The organism is Streptomyces sp. CNP082, from assembly GCF_059570535.1.
The window spans coordinates 124,057-145,739 of sequence record NZ_JCANSZ010000011.1 but is presented as its reverse complement, the minus strand read 5'-3'; the positions used below and the strand labels follow the sequence as shown (position 1 = coordinate 145,739).

The following is a 21,683-nucleotide window of genomic DNA, read 5'->3' as shown; positions in this document are numbered from 1 at the left end:
GCCGGATTGTCGGGGCAGGCGCACGGTTCATGCTGGCACCCGGCGGACGGCGCAGTCCAGCCTTACCGCCCCCGGGCCGATGCCCGCGACCGGCGCACCGCGGACTCCCGGGTGTTCAACTGACCGGGAAAGACAGTTGAACACCCGGCGCCCGGCGGCGGGTTCTCTATTTCTTGACGGGTCACCGGGCTTCCTGGAAGCTGACTTGCCGGCAGGAGAGCCGCTTGGGAAATGTGCCGACCGGCTGGCCGGACTACTTCACTGCCCGCTGAGTATGCGGCGGGCTGATGCTTCAGATCGTGCTCGCTCTTTCCGTGAGGGTGCGGGCGCGCGGTGATTTCGCGCCATTCGCTCCCGGGCCCGGCCCGATGGCAGGCGCGCCTGAGTCGAGCACGCGAGGGGGCAGTCGGATGCGGGTACGCGATTCGGAGTCGCTGGTCGACCATTTCCGTACGGTCTTCGAGGCGCAGCCGGAGCAACAGACCTTCCGGTTCCTCGTGGACGGCGAGGGCGAGCCGGAGGCCCTCACCAACGGCGCATTCGACCTGCGGGTCCGTACGATCGCCGCGGCGCTCCGGGAGCGCGTTCCCGCCGGGGAGCGGGCGCTGATCATGTGCCCGGCCGGACTCGACTACGTGACCTCCTTCTTCGCCTGCCTGTACGCCGGCGTCCTCGCGGTGCCCGTCTACCCGCCCGACCCGGCCTTCCTGATGCGCACCCTGCCGAGGCTGACCGGGGTCATCGAGGACGCCGAACCCGGAGTGATCCTCGCTCCGGCCGAGACCGTCGCCCTGGCCGACCGGTTCGCCGAACACGCCCCCGCACTGCGGGACATCGCCTGGCTGACCGTCGACGACCTCGACCCGGCCGCCGCCGACGGCTGGCGGCACCCCGGATCCGTCCGCGACGACATCGCCTTCCTGCAGTACACCTCGGGTTCGACCAGCCGCCCCAAGGGCGTCATGGTCAGCCACGGCAACCTGCTGCACAACATCGCGGGGATGAACCGCCGGTTCTTCGACGACGACCCCGGCCAGCACATGGTCAACTGGCTGCCGCCGTTCCACGACATGGGGCTGATCTTCGGCCTGCTCACCCCCGCCTACGCCGGTTTCCCGGTGACGTTCATGTCGCCGTTCTCCTTCCTCAAGCGTCCGCTGCGCTGGCTGCGGGCGATCTCGGCAGCCGGCGGCACCGCGTGCGCGGCGCCCAACTTCGCCTACGACCTCGCCGTCCGGAAGGTGACCGAGGAGGAGCGGCGCACCCTGGACCTGAGCACCTGGCGCATCGCCGCGAACGGCGCCGAGCCGGTCCGGCAGCAGACCATGGAACTCTTCTCCCGCACGTTCGCCGACTGCGGCTTCCGGCCGTCGGCGCACGCCCCCTCCTACGGCCTGGCCGAGGGCACCCTGCTGGTCTCCACCGGCGATCCCACCGCAGCACCGCCCAGCAGAAGGCTGCGGGTGAGCGGCCTGCTGGCCGGCGCCGCCGAGGACGCCGGGCCGGACGACGCCGCGCGGACACTGCCCGGCTGCGGCACCTCGCTGCCCGACCAGCGGGTCGTCGCGGTCGACCCGGAGACCTGCGCCGCGCTGCCCGACGGCCGGATCGGGGAGCTGTGGGTCGCGGGGCGCAGCGTCGCCGGAGGGTACTGGCGGCGCACGCGGGAGACCGAGGAGACCTTCGGCGCCCGGCTCGCCGGCAGCGGCGAGGGCCCGTTCCTGCGCACCGGCGACCTGGGCTTCACCGACGGCGGCGAGATCTACGTCACCGGCCGCATCAAGGACGTCATCATCATGGCGGGCCGCAACCACTACCCGCACGACATCGAGCGCACCGTCGAGGCCGTCGACGGCGGCCTGCGGTCCGGCTGCGGCGTGGCGGGCGCCCGCGACATCGACGGCGAAGAGCGCCTGATTGTCGTCCAGGAGTACCGGGGGAGCCGTTCACCGGAGGACCGTGCCCGGATCATCGACGGTATCCGCGCCGAGATCACCCGCGAGCACGGCCTGCAGGCGTTCCTCGTCGCGCTGGCGCGCCCCGGGACCGTACCGAAGACATCCAGCGGGAAGCTCCAGCGCCAGGCGTGCCTGGACGCGGTGCTGGACGGGACCCTGAACCCGCTGGCCCAGTGGCGGGCGGACGACGAGGTCCGGGAGGGCCGGGCGGACGCGTCCGGGCCCCCGGCGGGTCCGGATGGTGCGAACGGCACCGGCCGGGCCGCCCCGGACGCGGCCGGGATCGAGCAGTGGCTGCGGGAGCTGCTCGCCGCCGCGACCGGAGGCCGGGCCGAAGACGCCGACCCCCAGCTGCCGTTCGCCGGGTACGGGCTCAAGTCGGTCGACATGGTCGCCATGGTCGGCGACCTCGAACAACGGCTCGGCGCGCCGCTCTCGCCGACCGTGGTGTGGGAACACCCCACCCCCGCCAAGCTCGCCGCGCATCTGGCCGGCGGCGACCCGGCGGCGCTCCCCGCGGCACCGGCCGCGACGGACGAGCGGCCCGCCGGCCGCACCGGGACCGGCGCCCGCCCCGCCGGGCCCGTCGCCGCACCCGAACCCGTCGCGATCGTCGGCATCGGCTGCCGCTTTCCCGGCGGCGTAGAGGGCCCCGACGACTTCTGGCGGCTGCTGACCGAGGGCCGGGACGCGGTGACCGAGGTCCCCGCGGACCGCTGGGACGCCGAGCACTACACCTCCGACGACCCCGCCGCCCCCGGCCGTACGACCAGCCGCTGGGGCGGGTTCCTCGACGGTGTCGACCGCTTCGACGCGGGCTTCTTCGGCATCTCGCGCCAGGAAGCCACGCGCATGGACCCGCAGCAGCGCCTCCTCGCCGAAGTCGCGTACGAGGCGCTGGAGAATGCCGGGATGCCCTCCGACCGGCTGGCCGGCTCGGCCACCGGCGTGTTCGTCGGCATCTCCTCCTTCGACTACGCCACCGGCCAACTGCGCGACCTCGACGCCATCGACCCCTACACCGGCACCGGCAGCGCCCTGAGCATCTCCGCCAACCGCCTGTCGTACCTGCTGGACCTGCGCGGCCCCAGCCTCGCGGTGGACACCGCCTGCTCCTCCTCGCTCGTCGCGGTCCTCCAGGCGTGCGCGAGCCTGCAGCGCGGGGAGTGCGAGACGGCGCTGGCCGGCGGTGTCAACCTCGTCCTGTCCCCGGCCTTCGCCATCAACTTCAGCAAGGCCGGGGCGATGTCCGCGGACGGCCGGTGCAAGCCGTTCGACTCCGCCGCCGACGGATACGTGCGCTCCGAGGGCGCCGGCGTCGTCGTACTCAAGCCGCTCAGCCGCGCGCTCGCCGACGGCGATCCCGTCCACGCCGTGATCCGCGGCGGCGCCGTCAACCAGGACGGCGCCAGCAACGGCCTCATGGCGCCCAACCCGCAGGCCCAGGAGGCGGTGCTGCGCGCCGCCTACGGCAACGCCGGCGTACGGGCCGCGGACATCGGCTACGTCGAGGCCCACGGCACCGGCACGGCCCTCGGCGACCCGATCGAGGCCAAGGCGCTCGGCGCCGTCCTCGGGGAGGACCGCGACCGGGCCCGGCCGTGCCTGATCGGCTCGGTGAAGTCCAACCTGGGGCACATGGAGGCCGCCGCGGGCATCGGCGGGCTGATCAAGGCCGCACTCGCGGTCCGCCACCGCACCGTGCCGGCGACCCTGCACTACCGCGAGCCGAATCCGCACATCCCCTTCGACACCCTCCCGCTGCGGGTCGCCGACACCCTCCAGCCCTGGCCGGCCGGCGGGGACGGCGAGGAAGACGCAGCCCTGGCCGGGGTCAGCTCCTTCGGCTTCGGCGGCACCAACGCCCACCTGGTGCTGGAGCAGCCCCCGGCCACCGGCCCCGCGCCCCGGCCGGCCCCGGCAGACGCTCTGGCCGACTCCCCGGCCGAAGAAGCAGTCCTGCTGACCGTCTCGGCCCGCGACGCACAGGCCCTGCGCGACCTGGCCGCGGCCTACGCCGACAAGCTCGCCGCGGTACCCGCCCCGGCCCTGGGCGACTTCGCCACCGCCGCGGCCGTGCGCCGTACCCACCACGAGCACCGGCTGGCCTGCACCGGCGAGTCGGCGGTCGAACTGCGCGCCGCGCTCGACGCGTTCGGCCGCGGCGCGGAGGCACCCGGCCTGTCCACCGGCATCCGGCGCGTGGGCTGGCGGCCCAAGCCGGTGTTCGTCTTCTCCGGCCAGGGGCCGAGGTGGTGGCCCCTGGCCGGAGACCTGCTCGCCGGCGAGCCGGTCTTCCGCGCGGTCGTCGAACGCTGCGACGCCCTGCTGCGCCGGCACACCGACTTCTCGCTGCTGGAGCAGCTCACCGCCGACCCCGCCGCGTCCCGCCTCAAGGACACCGCCGTCGGGCAGCCCGCCCTCACCGCCGTGCAGATCGCCCTCGGCGCCCTCTGGCGCTCCTGGGGCGTGGAACCCGCCGCCGTCGTCGGCCACAGCGTCGGTGAGATCGCCGCGGCACACCTGTCGGGCGCGATCACGCTGGAGGACGCCCTCGTCATCGCGCTGCACCGCGGCACCGCCCTGCACAGCGCCACCGGCAGGGGCCGGATGGCGGTCGTCGGCGTGGGCCTCGAACGGGCCCGGGAGATCCTCGCCGAACGACGTCCCGGACAGGTGTGGACCGCGGCGGCCAACAGCCCCGGCTCCACCGTCCTTTCGGGGGAGAGCACCGCCCTGGAGGCGCTCGCCGGGGCGCTCCAGGAAGAGGGCCTGTACTGCCGCGTCCTGGAGTCGGTCGACTTCGCCTCCCACTGCCCGCTGATGGAACCCGTCGCGCAGGAGCTGTGGGGGCTGCTGTCGGACCTGCGGCCGCGCACCGGCACCCTGCCGATGATCTCCACCGTCACCGGACAGCCCGTCGACGGCGACCGGCTCGACGCCGAGTACTGGGCGTCCAACCTCAGCCGGCCGGTGCTGTTCGACACCGCGGTCACCGCGCTGGCCGAGTCCGGCCACGACGTCTTCGTCGAGATGTCGCCGCACCCGATGCTCACCGACGCCGTCACCGAGCGGCTGTCGTCGTACGGCCATACGGTCGCCGTCTCGTCCCTGCGCAGCGACCAGCCGGGCCGCGCCACCGTCCGCGCCGAGCTGGGCCGGCTCTACACCGCCGGCCACCCCGTCGACTTCACCCGGGTGTACGGCCCGGCCGCGCCCATGGCCGACCTGCCCACCTACCCCTGGCAGCGCACCCGCTACTGGTACGCCGAGCAGACCCGGTACCGGCCCGAGCACCGCGGGCACCCCGTGCTCCGTACCCCCGTGCGCTCCGCCCTGCCCCCGCACGCCGCCCACTGGTCCGCACCGGTCGCCCTGGACGACTTCGGCTACCTCGCCGACCACCGGGTCGGCGACAGCCCCGCCCTGCCGGGGGCGCTCGTCCTCGACGCGGCCCTCGCGGCGGCGCGCGAACACCTCGGCGGCCCGGCCGCCCTCGCCGACGTCCGCTTCACCCGGCTGACCGTCGTACCCGAGCACGCCGAGGACAGCACGCTGCAGCTCGTCCTCGTCCCCGAGACCGCCGACACCGGCTCGCTGCGGGTGTTCACCCGCACCACGGCCGACGACGAGTGGACCGAGGCCGCCCACGGCACCTTCCGCCGCGGCGCCCCCGACCCGGGCGGCCAGCCGCTGGCCGCCGTACGCGACCGCTGCGCCACCCCCGTCGACACCGACTCCCACTACGCCGCGCTGCACCGGGCCGGGCTGGCGTACGGGCCGGCCTTCCGGGGCGTGGCGGAGCTGTGGTGCGGCCCCGGCGAGGCCGTGGCCCGGCTGCGCGAACGGGCCGCCCTGACCGCGGACCGCGGCGAGCACCCCGTACACCCGGCCGTGCTCGACAGCGCACTGCAGACGCTCATGGCCGCGCTGTCGTCCGGCACCGGCCCGGACGACGCCGTCACCGCCACCTATCTGCCGGTGCGCGTCGGCGGCTTCGCCCTCTTCACCGACCGGGCGGAACCAGGCTGGGCGCACGCCGCGGTCACCGCGCCGGAGCCCGGCGCCGAGGAGATCACCGACGCCACCGTCGTGCTCTACGACGCATCCGGCGCCCCGGTCGGCGAGGTCACGGGCATCGCGCTCAAGCGTCTGGACGGGGCAAGCGCCCAGGATCCGCTGGCGGAAGCCCTGTACGACATCGCCTGGCGGCAGACGCCCGCCGAGGCCGACGCCGATTCAGGCGCCGATTCAGCCGACGGTGCCGGCGCGGAGCCCGGCACCTGGCTGGTGTTCGCCGACGCCGGCGGCACCTGCGACGCGCTCGTCAGCGGACTGCGCGCCCGCGGCGCCACCTGCCTCACCGCCACCGCCGGCCCCGGCTACGGCAAACCCGCCCCGGACCACTACGTGCTGGACCCCGCCCGGCGCGAGGACGTCGCCGCACTGCTGGCCGACCTCGCCGACGCCGGCATCCGCCCCGACGGCGTCGTGCACGCCTGGGCCCTCGACGCCGCGCTCACCGAAGACGACACCCCCGCCCGGCTGCTCGCCGTCCAGGACGCCGTCACCGTGCCCGCCCTGCACCTGGTCCAGGAGATCGCCCGCGCCGGACAGGACCCCGCGCCCCGGCTGGTGCTGCTCACCCGCGGCGCCCAGAAGGCCGCCGACGGCGACGAACTGTCGGTCGGCCAGGCGCCGCTGTGGGGACTGGCCCGGGTGATCGGCCTGGAGCACACCGAACTGCGCCCCGTCGTCGTCGACCTGGACCCCGCCCGCCCCGACGGCGAAGCGGAACTGCTGCTGGCCGAGGTCCTGCGCCCCGGCGACGACGGCCAGGTCGCCCTGCGCCACGGCGAGCGCCTGACGCCCGCGCTCCAGCGGTTCACGCCCGCCGACGCGGCCCCGGACACCCGGCCCGCCTGGGCCTTCGACGCCGCGCGCGACGGCAACCACCGGCTGCTCGCGGCCCGCCCGGGCCGCCTCGCCAGCCTCGCGGCCACCCGGTGGCACCGCACCCCGCCCGGGCCCGGCCAGGTGGAGATCGAAGTCGCCGCCGCCGGCCTGAACTTCAGCGACGTCCTGAAGGCGCTGGACACCTACCCCGGCGCGGAGGGCGTCGTGCCGCTCGGCGCCGAGTGCGCGGGCCGCGTCGTCGCCGTCGGCGAGGGCGTGACCCGCCACCGCGCCGGCGACCGGGTGATGGCGGTCGGCGCGCACAGCATGGCCGCGTTCACCACCGTCGGCGAGGAACTGGCGGCCCCCGCGCCGCCGTCTCTCGACGAGGCAGAGGCCGCCGCCGTGCCCATCGCCTTCCTCACCGCCGTCCACGCCCTGGAGCACCTGGCCCGGCTGCGCGAGGGTGAGACCGTGCTCGTCCACTCCGCCACCGGCGGAGTGGGACTGGCCGCGCTGCAGGTCGCCCGGCGCCGCGGCGCCCGCATCTACGCCACGGCCGGTACGCAGGCGAAGCGCGAACTGCTGCGCGGCCTCGGCGTGGAGCACGCCATGGACTCGCGCACGCTCGCCTTCGCCGACGAGGTCAGAGAACGCACCGGCGGTCGCGGCATCGACGTCGTGCTCAACTCCGCCACCGGTGAGGCCCTGGTACGCAGCCTGCGGCTGCTGGCACCGGGCGGCCGGTTCGTCGAGATCGGCAAGCGGGACGTCTACGCCAACAGCCACATCGGTCTTGAGCTCTTCAAGGACAACCGCGCGCTGTTCGCCGTCGACCTGGAGCGCACCATCCGGGAGCGGCCCGAGGAGATCGCCGAGCTGTTCGCCGACGTCCTGCGGGGTTTCGACAGCGGCGAGTTCACCGCGCTGCCCGTCACCACCCACCCCTTCGCCGACGCACCCGCCGCCTTCACCGCCATGGCGCAGGCGCGGCACACCGGCAAGCTGGTGCTGCGGCCCGGCCCACACGAGCGGGTCACCACCGCCCCGGGAGCCGCTCCCGTACGGCCGGACCGCACCTACCTGATCACCGGCGGGCTCGGCGCGCTCGGTCTTCAGACCGCGCAGTACCTGGCCGGCCAGGGCGCCCGCCACCTGGTGCTGACCGGCCGCAGCGCCCCCTCGGCCGCCGCCGGAGAAGTCATCGCCGACCTGCGCGACAGCGCCGAGGTGGCCGTCGTCGGCGCCGACGTGTCCGATCGCGGCAGCCTCGATACGGTCCTGGCCCGCATCGACGCCGGCATGCCGCCGCTGGCCGGCGTCGTGCACGCCGCCGGTGTCCTCGACGACGGCCTGCTGACCGGCCTGGACCCCGAGCGGTTCCGTACGGTCGCCGCGCCCAAGTCCACCGGCGCCTGGCACCTGCACCAGGCCACGTCGGGCCGCGACCTGGACTTCTTTGTGCTGTACTCCTCGGCCGCCGCCGTACTCGGCTCGGCCAGCCAGGGCAACTACGCCGCCGCGAGCGCCCTCCTCGACACCCTCGCCCAGCACCGGCACAGCCGCGGGCTGCCCGCGCTCAGCATCGACTGGGGACCCTGGTCGGAGATCGGCCTCGCCGCCCGCCCCGACCGCGGCGGGGCGCTGGCCGCCCGCGGCATCGAGAGCATCAGCCCCGGCGAGGGCATCGCGGCCCTCGACCGGCTGCTGCGCACCGACGCCGCCCAGGTCTGCGTCCTGCCCCTGGACCGCGGCAAACTGCGCGACCACCCCGGAGGCGGCCTCCTCGCCACCCTGCTCGAGGATGCCGACGGCGAGTCCCCGGCCGGCCGGCAGGCCACGAGCGAGGTGCGCCGCCGGATCCTCGCCGTCGAGCCGGGGCGCCGCCGCCGGGCCGTCCTGACCGAGCACTGCCGGGCCGTCGCGGCCCGCGTGGTGGGCGCCGAGCCCGCCAGGATCGACACCAGCGCCCCCATGAACAGCATGGGATTCGACTCGCTGCTCTCCCTGGAGCTGCGCAACTCGCTGGTGTCCTCGCTCCGGGTGCAACTGCCCTCGACGATCGCCTGGCGCTTTCCCACCATCGACGCCCTGGTGCCCTATCTGGCGGAGCGCATGGACGTCGAGCTGGAACCCGCCGGAACGGCCCCCGAAGGCCCCGGGGAGAAGCCCGGTTCCGACCCGCCAGGTCCGGTGCCGCGCGGCCCGGAGAGCGCCGGACCGCCCGCGGCGGACGCTCCGCCCGACCTCGACGCGATGTCCACCACCGAACTCGAGGCGCTCCTGCTGGCCAAGACGAAGCAGATAGACGAAGGGGGTCGGCGATGACGTCTCCGGAGAAGACCCCGGTGTCGGCTGACACGCTCAAGAACGCCTACCTGACGATGGAGCGCCTGCAGCGCCAGGTCGAGGAGTACGAGCGGGCGCGTACCGAACCCGTCGCCGTCGTCGGAGCCGGCTGCCGCTTCCCGGGCGGCGTCACCGACACCGACACGTACTGGCGGATGCTGACCGACGGTACCGACGCCATCGGCGGCATCCCCGCCGACCGGTGGGACCACGACGCGTTCTACGACGAGGAGGCCGGCAAGCCGGGCAAGATCTACACCCGGTCCGGCGCGTTCGTCGACGGTCTCGACCGGTTCGACCACGACTTCTTCGGGATCTCCCGGCGCGAGGCACTGGCGATGGACCCCCACCAGCGCCTGGCCCTCGAAGTGTGCTGGGAGGCCCTGGAGAACGCCGGCCAGGCTCCCTCCAGCCTGGCCGGCAGCGACACCGGCGTGTTCATGGGCACCGCCAGCTCGGACCACGTCACCTCCCGGATCCGCCGCCCCGAGGACGTCACCGCCTACACCAGCTCGGGCGCGGCGGCCAGCTTCGTCCCGGCCCGCATCGCCTACCTGCTCGACCTGCGCGGCCCCAACGTCGCCGTCGACACGGCCTGTTCGTCCTCGCTGGTCGCCGTCCACCAGGCATGCCAGAGCCTGCGTACGGGGGAGTGCGACATGGCGCTGGCCGGCGGCGTCAACGTGGTGCTCTCCCCGGTCCTGCTGATCTCCCAGTCGCAGTTCGGCTCGGTGTCCCGGCAGGGGCGGGCGATGAGCTTCTCCGACGCCGCCGACGGCTACGTACGCGGCGAGGGCTGCGGCGTCGTCGTGCTCAAGCGGCTCTCGGACGCCGTACGGGACCGGGACCGGATCCTCGCCGTCCTGCGCGGCAGCGCGGTCAACCAGGACGGCCGCAGCGCCGGCATCACCGCGCCCAACGGCGCCGCGCAGGTGGGCGTCTACCGCCGCGCCCTGGCGGCGGCCGGGATCGCGCCGGAGCGCGTCGGGTACGTCGAGACGCACGGCACCGGCACCCGCCTCGGCGACCCGATCGAGGCCGGGGCGCTCGCCGAGGTGTACGGCCGGGACCACGGCGCGCCGCTGTACCTCGGCGCCGTCAAGACCAACATCGGCCACCTGGAGGCCGCGGCCGGCATCGCCGGGCTCATCAAGGCGGCGCTGTGCGTCTCCCGCGCGGCCATCCCCCCCAACCTGCACTTCACCCGGCTGAACTCCAACATCTCCTTCGAGGGCACCACGTTCGACGTGCCCACCCGCGTCACGCCCTGGCCGGAGACCGAAGGACCGCGCACCGCCGCGGTGAGCAGCTTCGGTCTCAGCGGCACGAACGTGCACCTGCTGCTGGAGCAGGCGCCGGAGGCCGCGCCGCCGCCCGCGGACGAGCGGCGGCCGGCCGCCGTGCTGGCCCTGTCCGCCCGCACCGAGACGGCGCTGACCGCGCTGGCCGGCCGGTACGCCGACCGGCTCGCCGACGGCGACGGCACGCCGCTGGCCGACCTGTGCCACTCGGCCGCCACCGGCCGCAGCCACTTCCGCCACCGCCTCGCCGCCGTCGGCACCACCCGCGAGGAGGTCGCCGGCAAGCTGGCCGGCTTCGTCCGCGGCGAGCCGGGACCCGGCCTCGCGCTCGGCGAGGCCCGCGGCTCCGACGTGGTATTCCTCTTCACCGGGCAGGGCGCCCAGCGCCCCGGCATGGCCCGCGGCCTCTACGACACCCAGCCCACCTTCCGGCGCGCCGTCGACGAGTGCGCGCGGATCCTTCAGCCGCTGCTCGACCGCCCGCTGCTGTCGGTGCTCTTCCCGGACGGCCCCGAGGACCGGCAGATCAACGAGACGGCGTACGCCCAGCCCGCCACCTTCGCGGTGGAGTACGCGATGGCCGAGCTGTGGCGCTCCTGGGGGGTGACGCCCGCGGCGGTCCTCGGCCACAGCTTCGGCGAGTGCGTCGCCGCATGCGTCGCGGGCGTGATGTCGCTGGCGGACGGGCTGGCGTTCGCGGTGCAGCGCGCCCGCGTCATCCAGGAGCACTCGCTGCCGGGCACCATGGCCGCGGTGTTCGCCCCGGAGGAGGAGGTCGCCGCCGAGATCGCCGCCCATCCGGACCGGATCGCCATCGCCGCGGTCAACGGCCCGGCCAGTACCACCATCTCCGGCGACCGCGACCTGGTCGAGGCCGTCTGTGCCGCCTTCGCCGCCCGCGGCGTCAAGGCCAAGCCGCTGCACATCGCCTCCGCCGGCCACTCGCCGCTGATGGACCCCGCCGTCGAACCACTGCGCCGCGCCGCCGACAAGATCGCGTTTTCCGCTCCCCGTATCCCCCTGGTCTCCAACGTCAGCGGCGAGCTGTGGCCGTGGGAGCAGGTCCCCGGCGCCGACTACTGGGGCCGGCACGTGCGGGGCACCGTCCGCTTCGCGGACGGCGTGCGGACGCTGCGCGACCTGGGCCACCACACGTTCGTCGAGGTCGGCCCCGCCCCGACCCTGCTCGGTGTCGTCAGCGACGCCCTGCCGCCCGACCACGAGGACCTGCTGCTGCCCAGCCTGCGGCCCAAGCAGGACGACTGGGAGGTGCTGCTGGAAACGGTCGCCGAGCTGTACGCATCCGGCGTCGGCATCGACTGGAACGGGTTCGACGGCGACTACACCCGCGCCAGGACCCCGCTGCCCACCTACCCCTTCGAACCGACCCACTGCTGGCAGCCGCCCCGGCCCTGGCACGGCGACGGGCCGGTTGCGCCCGCCGCCGACGACACCCCCGGGACGGGGGACGACGGCTCCCGTACCCGCCCGGCCCGCTCCTCCCGGCGCTCCTCGCGCGCCCGGCGCCGCCCGAGCCGTATCCCCACCGCCGCCGAACTCCGCGCGCTTGCCGGGCCCGGGCAACTGGACACCCTGGCCGCCGGGTTCGTGCTCAGCGTCAAGGACGTCCTCGGCTCCGCCTCCGGCGACGTGGACCTGGACGAGCCGCTGACCGGCTTCGGCCTGGACTCCCTGATGGCCGTCGAACTGCGCAACGAGATCCAGAGCAGGCTCGGCCTCACCCTGCAGATCACCGACTTCCTCGGCGGCGCGACCATCCGCAGCGTCGCCGAGCGCATCGTCAAGGAACTGGCCGCCACCGGCGGCGACTCCGGGACGGACACCACCCACGACGGCCCCGGGGCAGCGACGGCGATCCGGCGCGTACCCCGGTCGGCGGACGTGGCCGCCGCGCTGCTCGCGGAGGTCACAGAGCCCGCCGCCCGGGACGCCGAAGGCAAGAACGCCGCAGGCCAGGACCCCGCCGCGGAGGAACGGAAGTGACCGACGACGAGCTGACCCGGAAGCTGGCCGCCCTCACCCCCGAGCAGCGCGCCCGCTTCGACGCCCTGCTCGCCGAGCGCGCACCCGCCGAGGACACCTTCCCCCTCGCGGTCCTGCAGCGCGGCACCTGGTTCCTCGAACAGCTCCGGCCCCGCAACCCCGGCTACATCGTGCCCGGCGCGGTCCGCATCGAGGGCCGGCTCGACACCGGCCTGCTGCGTGCGGCGGTCGCCGGGATCGTCCGCCGCCACGAGGCCCTGCGCACCACCTTCCAGCTCCGCGGCGGCACACCCGTCCAGGTCGTCCACCGCCACCTGGCCGTCGACATCCCGGAAACCGACCTGACCGGCCCGGCGTACACCGATGCCGACCGCCAGAAGTGGATCGACGGCGCCCTGGCCGAACCCTTCGACATCGACACCGGCCCGCTGCTGCGCGTCCGGCTGCTGCGCACCGGACCCGAGCAGTGCGTGCTCGTCGTCGCGATGCACCACCTCGTCTCCGACCGCTGGTCCACCGAGGTCTTCCTCGGCGAACTGTCCGAGCTGTACGAGGCGTTCGCCGCCGGCACGTCCTCACCCCTGCCGGACCTCGCCATCCAGTACGGGGACTTCGCCGCCTGGCAGCACCAGCAGCTCGACGACGGCGGCTGGCAGCAGGACCTCGCGTACTGGCGCGGCCACCTGGCCGGCGCGCCCACCGTGCTGGACCTGCCCACCGACCGCCCCCGGCCCGCCGCCCAGGGCTTCAACGGCGGCTCCGTCCCCGTCGACCTGCCGCCCGGCCTGATCGGCGACCTGACCGCGCTGGCCGGCCGGCACGGCGCCACCCCGTACATGGCGCTGCTGGCCGCCTTCCACGTCCTGCTGCACCGCTACACCGGCCAGGACGACATCGTCGTCGGCGTGCCCTCCGCCCTGCGCGGGCGCGCCGAGGTCGAGCCGCTCATCGGCTACTTCGTCAACACCCTGCCCCTGCGGGCCGATCTGTCCGGCAACCCCGACTTCACCTCGGTCCTCACCGGCGTCCGGGACGCGTGCCTGGGCGCGTACGCCCACCAGGACGTGCCCTTTGAGCTGATCGTCGCCGACCTCAACATCCCCCGCGACCTCAGCCGGCCCCCCGTCTACCAGGTCAGCTTCAGCTACGGCCGGGAGCCCGTGCCCACCCTCGCCATGGCCGGCGCCCGCCTCACCCGGCTCCCGGTCCGCAGCGAAGGCGCCCGCTTCGACCTGGAGCTGCAGGCGTTCGACACCGACGGGGGAGTCACCGGCTGGTTCGAGTACGACCGCGACCTGTTCGACGAGTCCACCATCGTCCGCCTCGCCGGCCACTTCCACCGCCTCGTCGAACAGGTCGTCGCCCGCCCCGGCACCCCCGTCGACGACCTGGACCTCCTCGACGACGCGGAACGGCACCGCGTCCTCACCGAGTGGAACGCCACCGACAAGCAGTGGCCCCACGGCCTGGTCCACGAGTGCATCGAGGAACAGGCCCGCAGGACCCCCGCGGCCGAGGCCGTCCGGTACGCCGGCACCTCCCTCACCTACGCGGAGCTGAACGGGCGCGCCAACCGCCTCGCGCACGTCCTGCGCGGGCGGGGGGTGGGCCGGGACGTCCTGGTCGGCGTCGCCATGGAACGCTCCCTCGACCTCGTCGTCGCGCTGCTCGCCGTCCTCAAGGCCGGCGGCGCGTACGTGCCGTTCGACACCGAACTGCCGCCCGCCCGGCTCGCCGCCATCGCCGAGGACGCCCGGCCGCGGGTGGTCCTGACCCAGGGCGACCCGGCGGGCCGGCTGCCGGAACTCGACTGCCCGGTGCTGCACGTGGCGGACCTCGCCGCGGAGCTGGCCGCGCAGTCCGCGGACGACCCCCGAGCCGCGGTGGACGGCGAGGACCTGGCGTACGTCATCTTCACCTCCGGCTCGACCGGCCGCCCCAAGGGCGTGATGAACGTCCACGCCGCCCTGCGCAACCGGCTGCTGTGGATGCAGGACGCCTACCGCCTGGACGCCGCCGACCGGGTGCTGCAGAAGACGCCGTTCTCCTTCGACGTTTCCGTCTGGGAGTTCTTCTGGCCGCTGATGACGGGCGCCGTCCTGGTTGTTGCCCGGCCCGGCGGCCACCGCGACAGCGCCTACCTCGCCGACACCATCGCCGCCGAACGGATCACCACCGTCCACTTCGTGCCGTCCATGCTCCAGCTCTTCCTCACCGAGCCCCCGGAGAAGTCCGCCGGACTGCGCCGCGTCTTCTGCAGCGGCGAGGAACTGCCCCGCGCCCTGCACGACCGCTTCCTGGACCTCCACGAGGCCGGACTGCACAACCTGTACGGGCCGACCGAGGCCGCCATCGACGTCACCGCCTGGCACTGCCGGCCGGGTCCTGACCCCCGGCCGGTGCCTATCGGCCGTCCCATCGCCAATACCCGCATGTACGTCCTGGACCGCCGGGGCCGCCCCGTCCCGGCCGGGGTCCCCGGCGAACTGTGCATCGGCGGCCGGGGCCTGGCCCGCGGCTACCTGGGCCGCCCGGAGCTGACCGCCGAGCGCTTCACCGACGACCCGTTCGTGCCCGGCGCCCGCATCTACCGCACCGGCGACCTCGCCCGGCACCGCGCCGACGGTGCGCTGGAGTTCCTCGGCCGCCTCGACCACCAGGTCAAGCTCCGCGGCCAGCGCATCGAACTCGGCGAGATCGAGGCGGTCCTGACCCGCCACGACACCGTGCGCGAAGCCGTCGTGGTCGCCCGCGAACACGCCCCCGGCGACGTCCGCCTCGCCGCCTACGTCACCGCCGCCGGCGCCGCGCCGCCCGCACCCGGCGCGCTCGCCGCCCACCTGCGCGCGTACCTGCCCGAGTACATGGTCCCGGCCTCCTTCACCGCGCTCGACGCACTGCCGCTCACCCCCAGCGGCAAGGCCGACCGCAAGGCCCTGCCCGAGCCGTCCACCGGCCGCCCCGACCTCGAAGCCCGGTTCGTCGCGCCCGAGGACGGCCTGGAGCACGCGCTCGCCGAGATGTGGCGCGGCCTGCTCGGCGTCGAGCGCGTCGGGGCGCGGGACAACTTCTTCGATCTGGGCGGCCACTCCCTGCTCATGGCGGAGTTCCGCACCCGCCTGGCCGCCGGCCTCGGTCACGAACTGACCATGGTCGAGCTGTTCCAGCACCCGACCGTCGGCTCTCTGGCCGGGTACCTCGGCCGCTCCCGCGCCACGTCCGGGACCGCCGCGCAGGGAGAGGGAGCCAGGCAGCGTGCGGAAAACCGTCGTCAGTCCCGCAGCCGGCGGCAACAGGCGGCCGAGCGCCGGGCTTCCTCCCGCGGAGACAGGTGATCGAAGTGCCACAGCCACAGCAGGACCCGACCCGCGCACCCGGCGACGACCCAGGGCAGGACCTCGACCGCGTCGCCGTCATCGGCATGGCCGGCCGCTTCCCGGGCGCCGGCGACGTGGAGGCGTTCTGGGACAACCTCGCCCAGGGCCGCGACGGCATCACCGCCTTCTCGGACGACGAACTGGCTGCCGCCGGCGTCGACCCCGCGCTCCTGGCCCAGGACGGCTACGTCAAGGCCAAGGGCGTGCTGGAGGACGCCGACCTGTTCGACGAGGGGTTCTTCGGATACAGCCCCCGCGAGGCCGAACTCCTCGACCCCCAGCACCGGGTCTTCCTCGAATGCGCCTGGCAGGCCCTGGAGTCCGCCGGGGTCGACCCCGCACGCTTCGACGGCCGCATCGGCGTGTTCGCCGGCGCCGGACTCAACTCGTACCTGCTGTTCAACCTCATGAACAACGAGCAGGTCCGCGACGCGGCCGGCATGTACCAGGTGCTGCTCGCCTCCGACAAGGACTTCCTGGCCACCCGCGTCGCCTACAAACTGGACCTCACCGGGCCGGCGGTCACGGTCCAGACCGCCTGCTCCACCTCGCTGACCGCCGTCCACCTGGCCTGCCAGAGTCTGGTCAACGGCGAGTGCGACATCGCGCTGGCCGGCGGCGTCTCGGTCTCGGCGCCGCTGCGCGCCGGCTACGCCCACGAGCCCGGGGGCATCCTGTCCCCGGACGGCACCTGCCGCGCCTTCGACGCCGACGCCTCCGGGACCGTCGCCGGCAACGGCGCCGGCATCGTCGTCCTGCGCCGGCTCGCGGACGCGGCCACCGACGGCGACGCCGTCGACGCGGTGATCCTGGCCACCGCCGTCAACAACGACGGCTCCCTGAAGGCCGGTTACACCGCGCCGAGCGTCGACGGCCAGGCCGACGTCGTCGCCGAGGCCCTGGCGCTGGCCGACATCGACCCCGCCACCGTCGGCTTCGTGGAAGCCCACGGCACCGGCACCCCGCTCGGCGACCCCATCGAGGTCGCCGCCCTCACCCGCGCCTTCCGCCCCGGCACCGAGGACCGGGGCTACTGCGCCCTCGGCTCGGTCAAGAGCAACGTCGGCCACCTCGACGCCGCGGCCGGCGTCACCGGCCTGATCAAGACGGTCCTCGCCCTCAAGCACGAGGGCATCCCGCCGACCGCGCACTACGAACGGCCCAACCCCGCCCTGGAGCTGGCGACCAGCCCCTTCTACGTCAACGCCGACCTGCGCGCCTGGCCGCGCGGGGCCGAGCCGCGGCGAGCCGGCGTCAGCTCCTTCGGCATCGGCGGCACCAACGTCCACGTCGTCCTCGAAGAGGCCCCCGCCGACCGGCCGGCCGGGGCCGGCGGCGGCGCGGAGACGGCCGGCGCGGCGACCGCCGAGTCCCCGGCGCGGCTGCTGCCGCTGTCGGCGAAGTCCGCGCCCGCGCTCGCCGAAGCCGCCGCACGCCTCGCCGACCACCTCGAAGCCCGCCCCGGCACCCCGCTCGACGCCGTGGCCCACACCCTGGCCTGCCGCCGCGCCGCGTTCCCCCACCGTCGCGCCGCGGTCGCCCGCACCACAGAGGAAGCCGTCACCGCGCTGCGCCGGCTCGCGGGCGACGCGGCCTCGGCCGCCGCGGCGCCCGACAGCGCCCCGGTCGCGTTCCTCTTCCCCGGGCAGGGCGCCCAGTACCCCGGCATGGCCCGCGGGCTGCACGCCCGCGAGCCGGCCTTCGCCGCCGAGTTCGACCGCTGCGCGGACCTGTTCGCCCCCTACCTGGAGGAGGACCTGCGCGCCCTCCTCCTCGCCCCGGACGACCCGCGGACCGAGCAGGACGCCGGCGAGCGGCTGCGGCAGACCGGCGTCGCCCAGCCCGCGCTGTTCTGCGTCGAGTACGCGCTCGCGCGGCTGTGGCAGTCCTGGGGCGTCCAGCCGCGCGCCATGGCCGGCCACAGCGTCGGCGAGTACGTCGCCGCATGCCTCGCCGGGGTGTTCTCGCTGGAGGACGCCGTACGCCTGGTCGCCGCCCGCGGGCGGCTCGTCCAGAAGCTGCCCGGCGGCGCCATGCTCAGCGTCTTCCTGTCCGAGGAGGAGACCGCGGCCCGCCTCGGCGACGGCTTGTCCCTGGCCGCCGTCAACTCCACCGCGCTCTGCGTGGTCTCCGGGGACCCGGAGGCCGTTGACGGCCTCGAACGGCGGCTGAAGGACGACGGCGTCGGGTGCCGCCGGCTGCACACCTCACACGCCTTCCACTCGCCGGCGATGGACCCCGCAGTGCCGCCCTTCACCGACGAGGTGCGCGGCGTCGTCCTGCATCCCCCGGCGATTCCCTTCCTCTCCGACGTCACCGGGACCTGGATCACCGACGAGCAGGCCACAAGACCCGACTACTGGGGCGCCCACCTGCGGCAGCCGGTGCGGTTCAGCGACGCCCTCGACGTCCTGCTCGCCGACCCCGCGCTGGTGCTGCTGGAGGCGGGCCCCGGCCAGAACCTCGCCAACTTCGCCCGCGCCCACCGGTCCTGGACCCCGGATCGTACCGCCGCTGGCTCGCTGCGGCATCCCGGCGAGGACACCCGCGACGACGCGCACCTGCTGACGGGCCTCGGCGCCGTGTGGAGCGCGGGCGCCGCCGTGGACTGGGCCGCGGTCCTGGGTGACCAGCCGCACCCGCCGGTCCGGCTGCCCGGCTACGCCTTCCAGCGCCGCCGCTACTGGGTCGAACCCACCGACGCCCCCCGCAGCACCGCCCCGGCCGTCACCACCGCGGACCGCTGGTTCCACACCCCCGGCTGGGAGCGGCTCACCCTGCCCGCCCGACGCACCACCGGACCCACCGGCGACGTCTGGGTGGTGCTGGGCGCCGGACTCGCCCTGGGCGACGTCCTCGCCGACCGCCTGGCCGCCACCGGCGACCCCGTCGTCCGGGTCACCGCGGGCGACGGCCTGGCCGGAGCCGGCGACACCTGGACCGTGGCCCCGGCCGACCGGGACGACCTGACCGCGCTCGTCTCCTCCCTCGCCGGCCAGGCCGGTGACGGGGCGCGCCTGCGCTTCGTCCACCTGTGGAGCACCACCGTCGATCAGGCAAGCGACCCGGCCGGCGACCCGCCGCCGGAACAGCCGCCCACCCCCGAGCGGCTGGACGCCGCCCGCCGCACCGGCTTCGACAGCCTCCTGGCGCTGGCGCAGGCGCTGTCCTCCGGCGGGCGCCCCGCCGTGCCCGCGACCGTCGACGTGGTGTGCCGCGGCGTGTACGACGTCACCGGCGACGAGACGCTGCGGCCCGAGCACGCCCTGCTGCTCGGCGCCGCCACCGTCATCCCCCAGGAAACCGCCGACACCGCCTGCCGGGTCCTGGACGTCACCGGCACCGACCCCCGTGCCCCCGAGGACGACGTCGTGCGCGCCCTGCTCACCGCCCTTACCGGCGCGGCGGAGGAGCCCGAACTCGCCCTGCGCGGCCGGCACTGGTGGCGCCGCACCTTCACCGCCACCGGGCTCGAAGCCGACGGCACCGGCCTGCGCGACGACGGCGTCTACCTGATCACCGGCGGCCTCGGCGGCCTCGGCCTGGCCATGGCCGAGCACATCGCCGCCGCCGCGGAGCGGCCCGTACTCGCCCTCCTCGGCCGGTCCGCGTTCCCCCCGCCCGGCGACTGGGACGCCCACCTCGCCGCGCACGGCGAGAACGACCCCGTCAGCGCGCGCATCCTGCGGCTGCGCCGCATCCAGGACCTGGGCGCCCGCGTGCACCTCCTGCGCGCCGACATCACCGACGAGGAACAGACGCGGCGGGCCGTACGCGAACTCCGCGCCGCCGCCGGCCCGCTGAACGGCGTCGTGCACGCCGCCGGCAGCCCCTCCCAGGGGATGATCGCCACGAAGTCCCCGGCCGACACCGACCACGTGCTCGCCGCCAAGACCCGCGGCCTGCTTGTGCTGGACGGCGCCTGCCGCGACGACGACCTGGACTTCCTGCTGCTGTGCTCCTCGGTGACCGGCGTCCTCGGCGGGCCCGGCCAGAGCGACTACGCCGCGGCCAACGCCTTCCTCGACGCGTTCGCCCAGTTCAAGCGCCGCGAGACCGGCGTGAAGGTCACCGCCGTCGGCTGGGACACCTGGCAGGAGGTCGGTATGGCCGCCGGCCTCGGCGCCCGCTTCGGCGCGGCCCCGCACGGTGCCGGGGCCGGCGGCCACCCGCTGCTCCAGCGCCTGGTCCGCAGCACCCCCACGTCCCGCACGTACGCCACCGTCTTCAGCACCGCCGACAGCTGGATCGTCCGCGACCACCGCATCCAGGAGCACGGGCTCGTCCCGGGAACCGCCTACCTGGAACTGGTCCGGGCCGCCGTGGCCGAGCAGGCCGCCGGGCGGGACATCGAGATCGGCGACGTGCAGTACACGATCCCCGTCGTCGTGCCGGACGGGCAGACCCGCGAGGTCTTCACCACCGTCGGGGAACGCGACGGCCGCTGGCACTTCCTCGTACGCAGCCGGACCGGCGCACCCGGGGCCATGGCGTGGCACGACCATGCGAGCGGCACCGTCGCCTTCCCAGAACCCGCCCCCGACACCGTGCGCGACCTCGCCGAACTCCGCGCCGCCTGCGAGGTGAAGGAGGTCCTCGACACCGAGGAGTCGATCACGCTCGGGCTCGGCCTTGACCGGTTCCAGAAGGGCGGGCCCATCGAGTTCTCCTTCGGGCCGCGATGGAACTGCATGCGCGAGATCCAGGTCGGTCCGCGCCGGGTCCTGGCCACACTGCACCTGGACGAGGAGTTCCACGGCGACCTCGACCACTACCTGCTGCACCCGGCGCTGCTCGACGCGGCCGGCGGCACCGCCCGGGTGCACGCGCCCGACACCTACTACCTGCCGTTCAGCTACCGCAGCCTGCGCTTCCACCACGGCCTGACCGGCACCGTCCACGCCCACGTCGAGCTGAAGGAGTCCGCCGACGCCACGGGCGAGACCAGCACCTGCGACATCGAACTCCTCGACCCGGAAGGCCGGGTCCTGGTCCGTATCGGCGACTTCACCATCAAGCGCATCAACGACCTGGACGGTCTGCGCGACCAGATCGCCCGTGCCGCCGAGCCGCCCGCGCCCGGCCACGGCCCCCTTGCCGGCGGGGACGGCGGGGACGGCGGGGACAGCGGGGACGGCGGCGACGAGCCGGCCGGCGCCGGCATCCTGCGCACCCTGGCGGAGGGGATCACCGAGCAGCAGGGCAAGGACGCCTTCGCCCGCATCCTCGCCGCCCCCGACCTGCCCGGCCACCTCGTCGTCTCCCACCGCGACTTCACCGCCGTCCGCGAGCTGGCCCGCTCCCTGACCCCGGCGCTGCTCGCCCGGGAGATGGACGAGCTGGCGCTGCCCGGCGCCACCCATCCGCGACCCGACCTGGACACCCCGTACGTGGCACCCCGCACGCCCCGCGAACAGGCGGTCGCCGAGGTGTGGCAGGAGGTGCTGGGCCTGGACCGGGTCGGGGTCGACGACGACTTCTTCGCCCTGGGCGGCCACTCCCTGGCCGCCGTGCAGATCGGCACCCGGCTGAAGTCACGTCTCGGCACCGAACTCGAGTTGCGCGCCTTCTTCGAACGCCCCACCGTCGCCCACACGGTGGAGGTCCTGGACTCCCGCGCGGGCGCCCCGGCCACCGGCCCGGACGACGCGATCGAGGTCCTGGCCCGCGACGGCTCCGACGGCGCGGACGGCGCCGATGCCGACGCGCTCGCGCACCTCACCGACGACGAGGTGGAGGCCCAGTTGCGCGAGCTGCTGGCCGCGGAGGGAGAAGAGGCGTGAACGGGTCCCGCACCG

General features: G+C 74.9%; 4 protein-coding genes. All 4 read left to right on the top strand.

The window, feature by feature from the left end:
- The first annotated feature begins 410 nt into the window (after positions 1 to 410).
- The 4 genes from B124_RS12610 to B124_RS12595 are packed head-to-tail and all read left to right on the top strand — an operon-like array spanning position 411 to position 21,668.
- A complete protein-coding gene (locus B124_RS12610; protein WP_496502864.1) occupies positions 411 to 9,182 on the top strand; it encodes an SDR family NAD(P)-dependent oxidoreductase in 8,772 nt (2,923 codons plus the stop codon).
- Positions 9,179 to 12,508 (top strand): type I polyketide synthase, encoded by a 3,330-nt coding sequence (locus B124_RS12605; RefSeq protein ID WP_496502863.1) that lies wholly within the window; start codon positions 9,179 to 9,181, stop codon positions 12,506 to 12,508. The genes B124_RS12610 and B124_RS12605 overlap by 4 nt, the downstream gene beginning before the upstream one ends.
- Entirely contained in the window at positions 12,505 to 15,843 is a 3,339-nt protein-coding gene (locus B124_RS12600; RefSeq protein ID WP_496502862.1) for a non-ribosomal peptide synthetase, read from the top strand. Before B124_RS12605 ends, B124_RS12600 begins: the two co-directional genes overlap by 4 nt.
- A 5-nt stretch (positions 15,844 to 15,848) precedes the next feature.
- Positions 15,849 to 21,668 carry a type I polyketide synthase gene (locus tag B124_RS12595; protein WP_496502861.1) on the top strand — a complete coding sequence of 1,940 codons (5,820 nt, stop codon included), beginning with the start codon at positions 15,849 to 15,851 and terminating at the stop codon, positions 21,666 to 21,668.
- Positions 21,669 to 21,683: the final 15 nt, after the last annotated feature.

What these genes read in the sequence shown, in the direction of transcription:
- B124_RS12610 (WP_496502864.1), top strand. Translation starts at nt 411, where the DNA reads ATGCGGGTACGCGATTCGGAGTCGCTGGTCGACCATTTCCGTACGGTC.
- B124_RS12605 (WP_496502863.1), top strand. Translation starts at nt 9,179, where the DNA reads ATGACGTCTCCGGAGAAGACCCCGGTGTCGGCTGACACGCTCAAGAAC.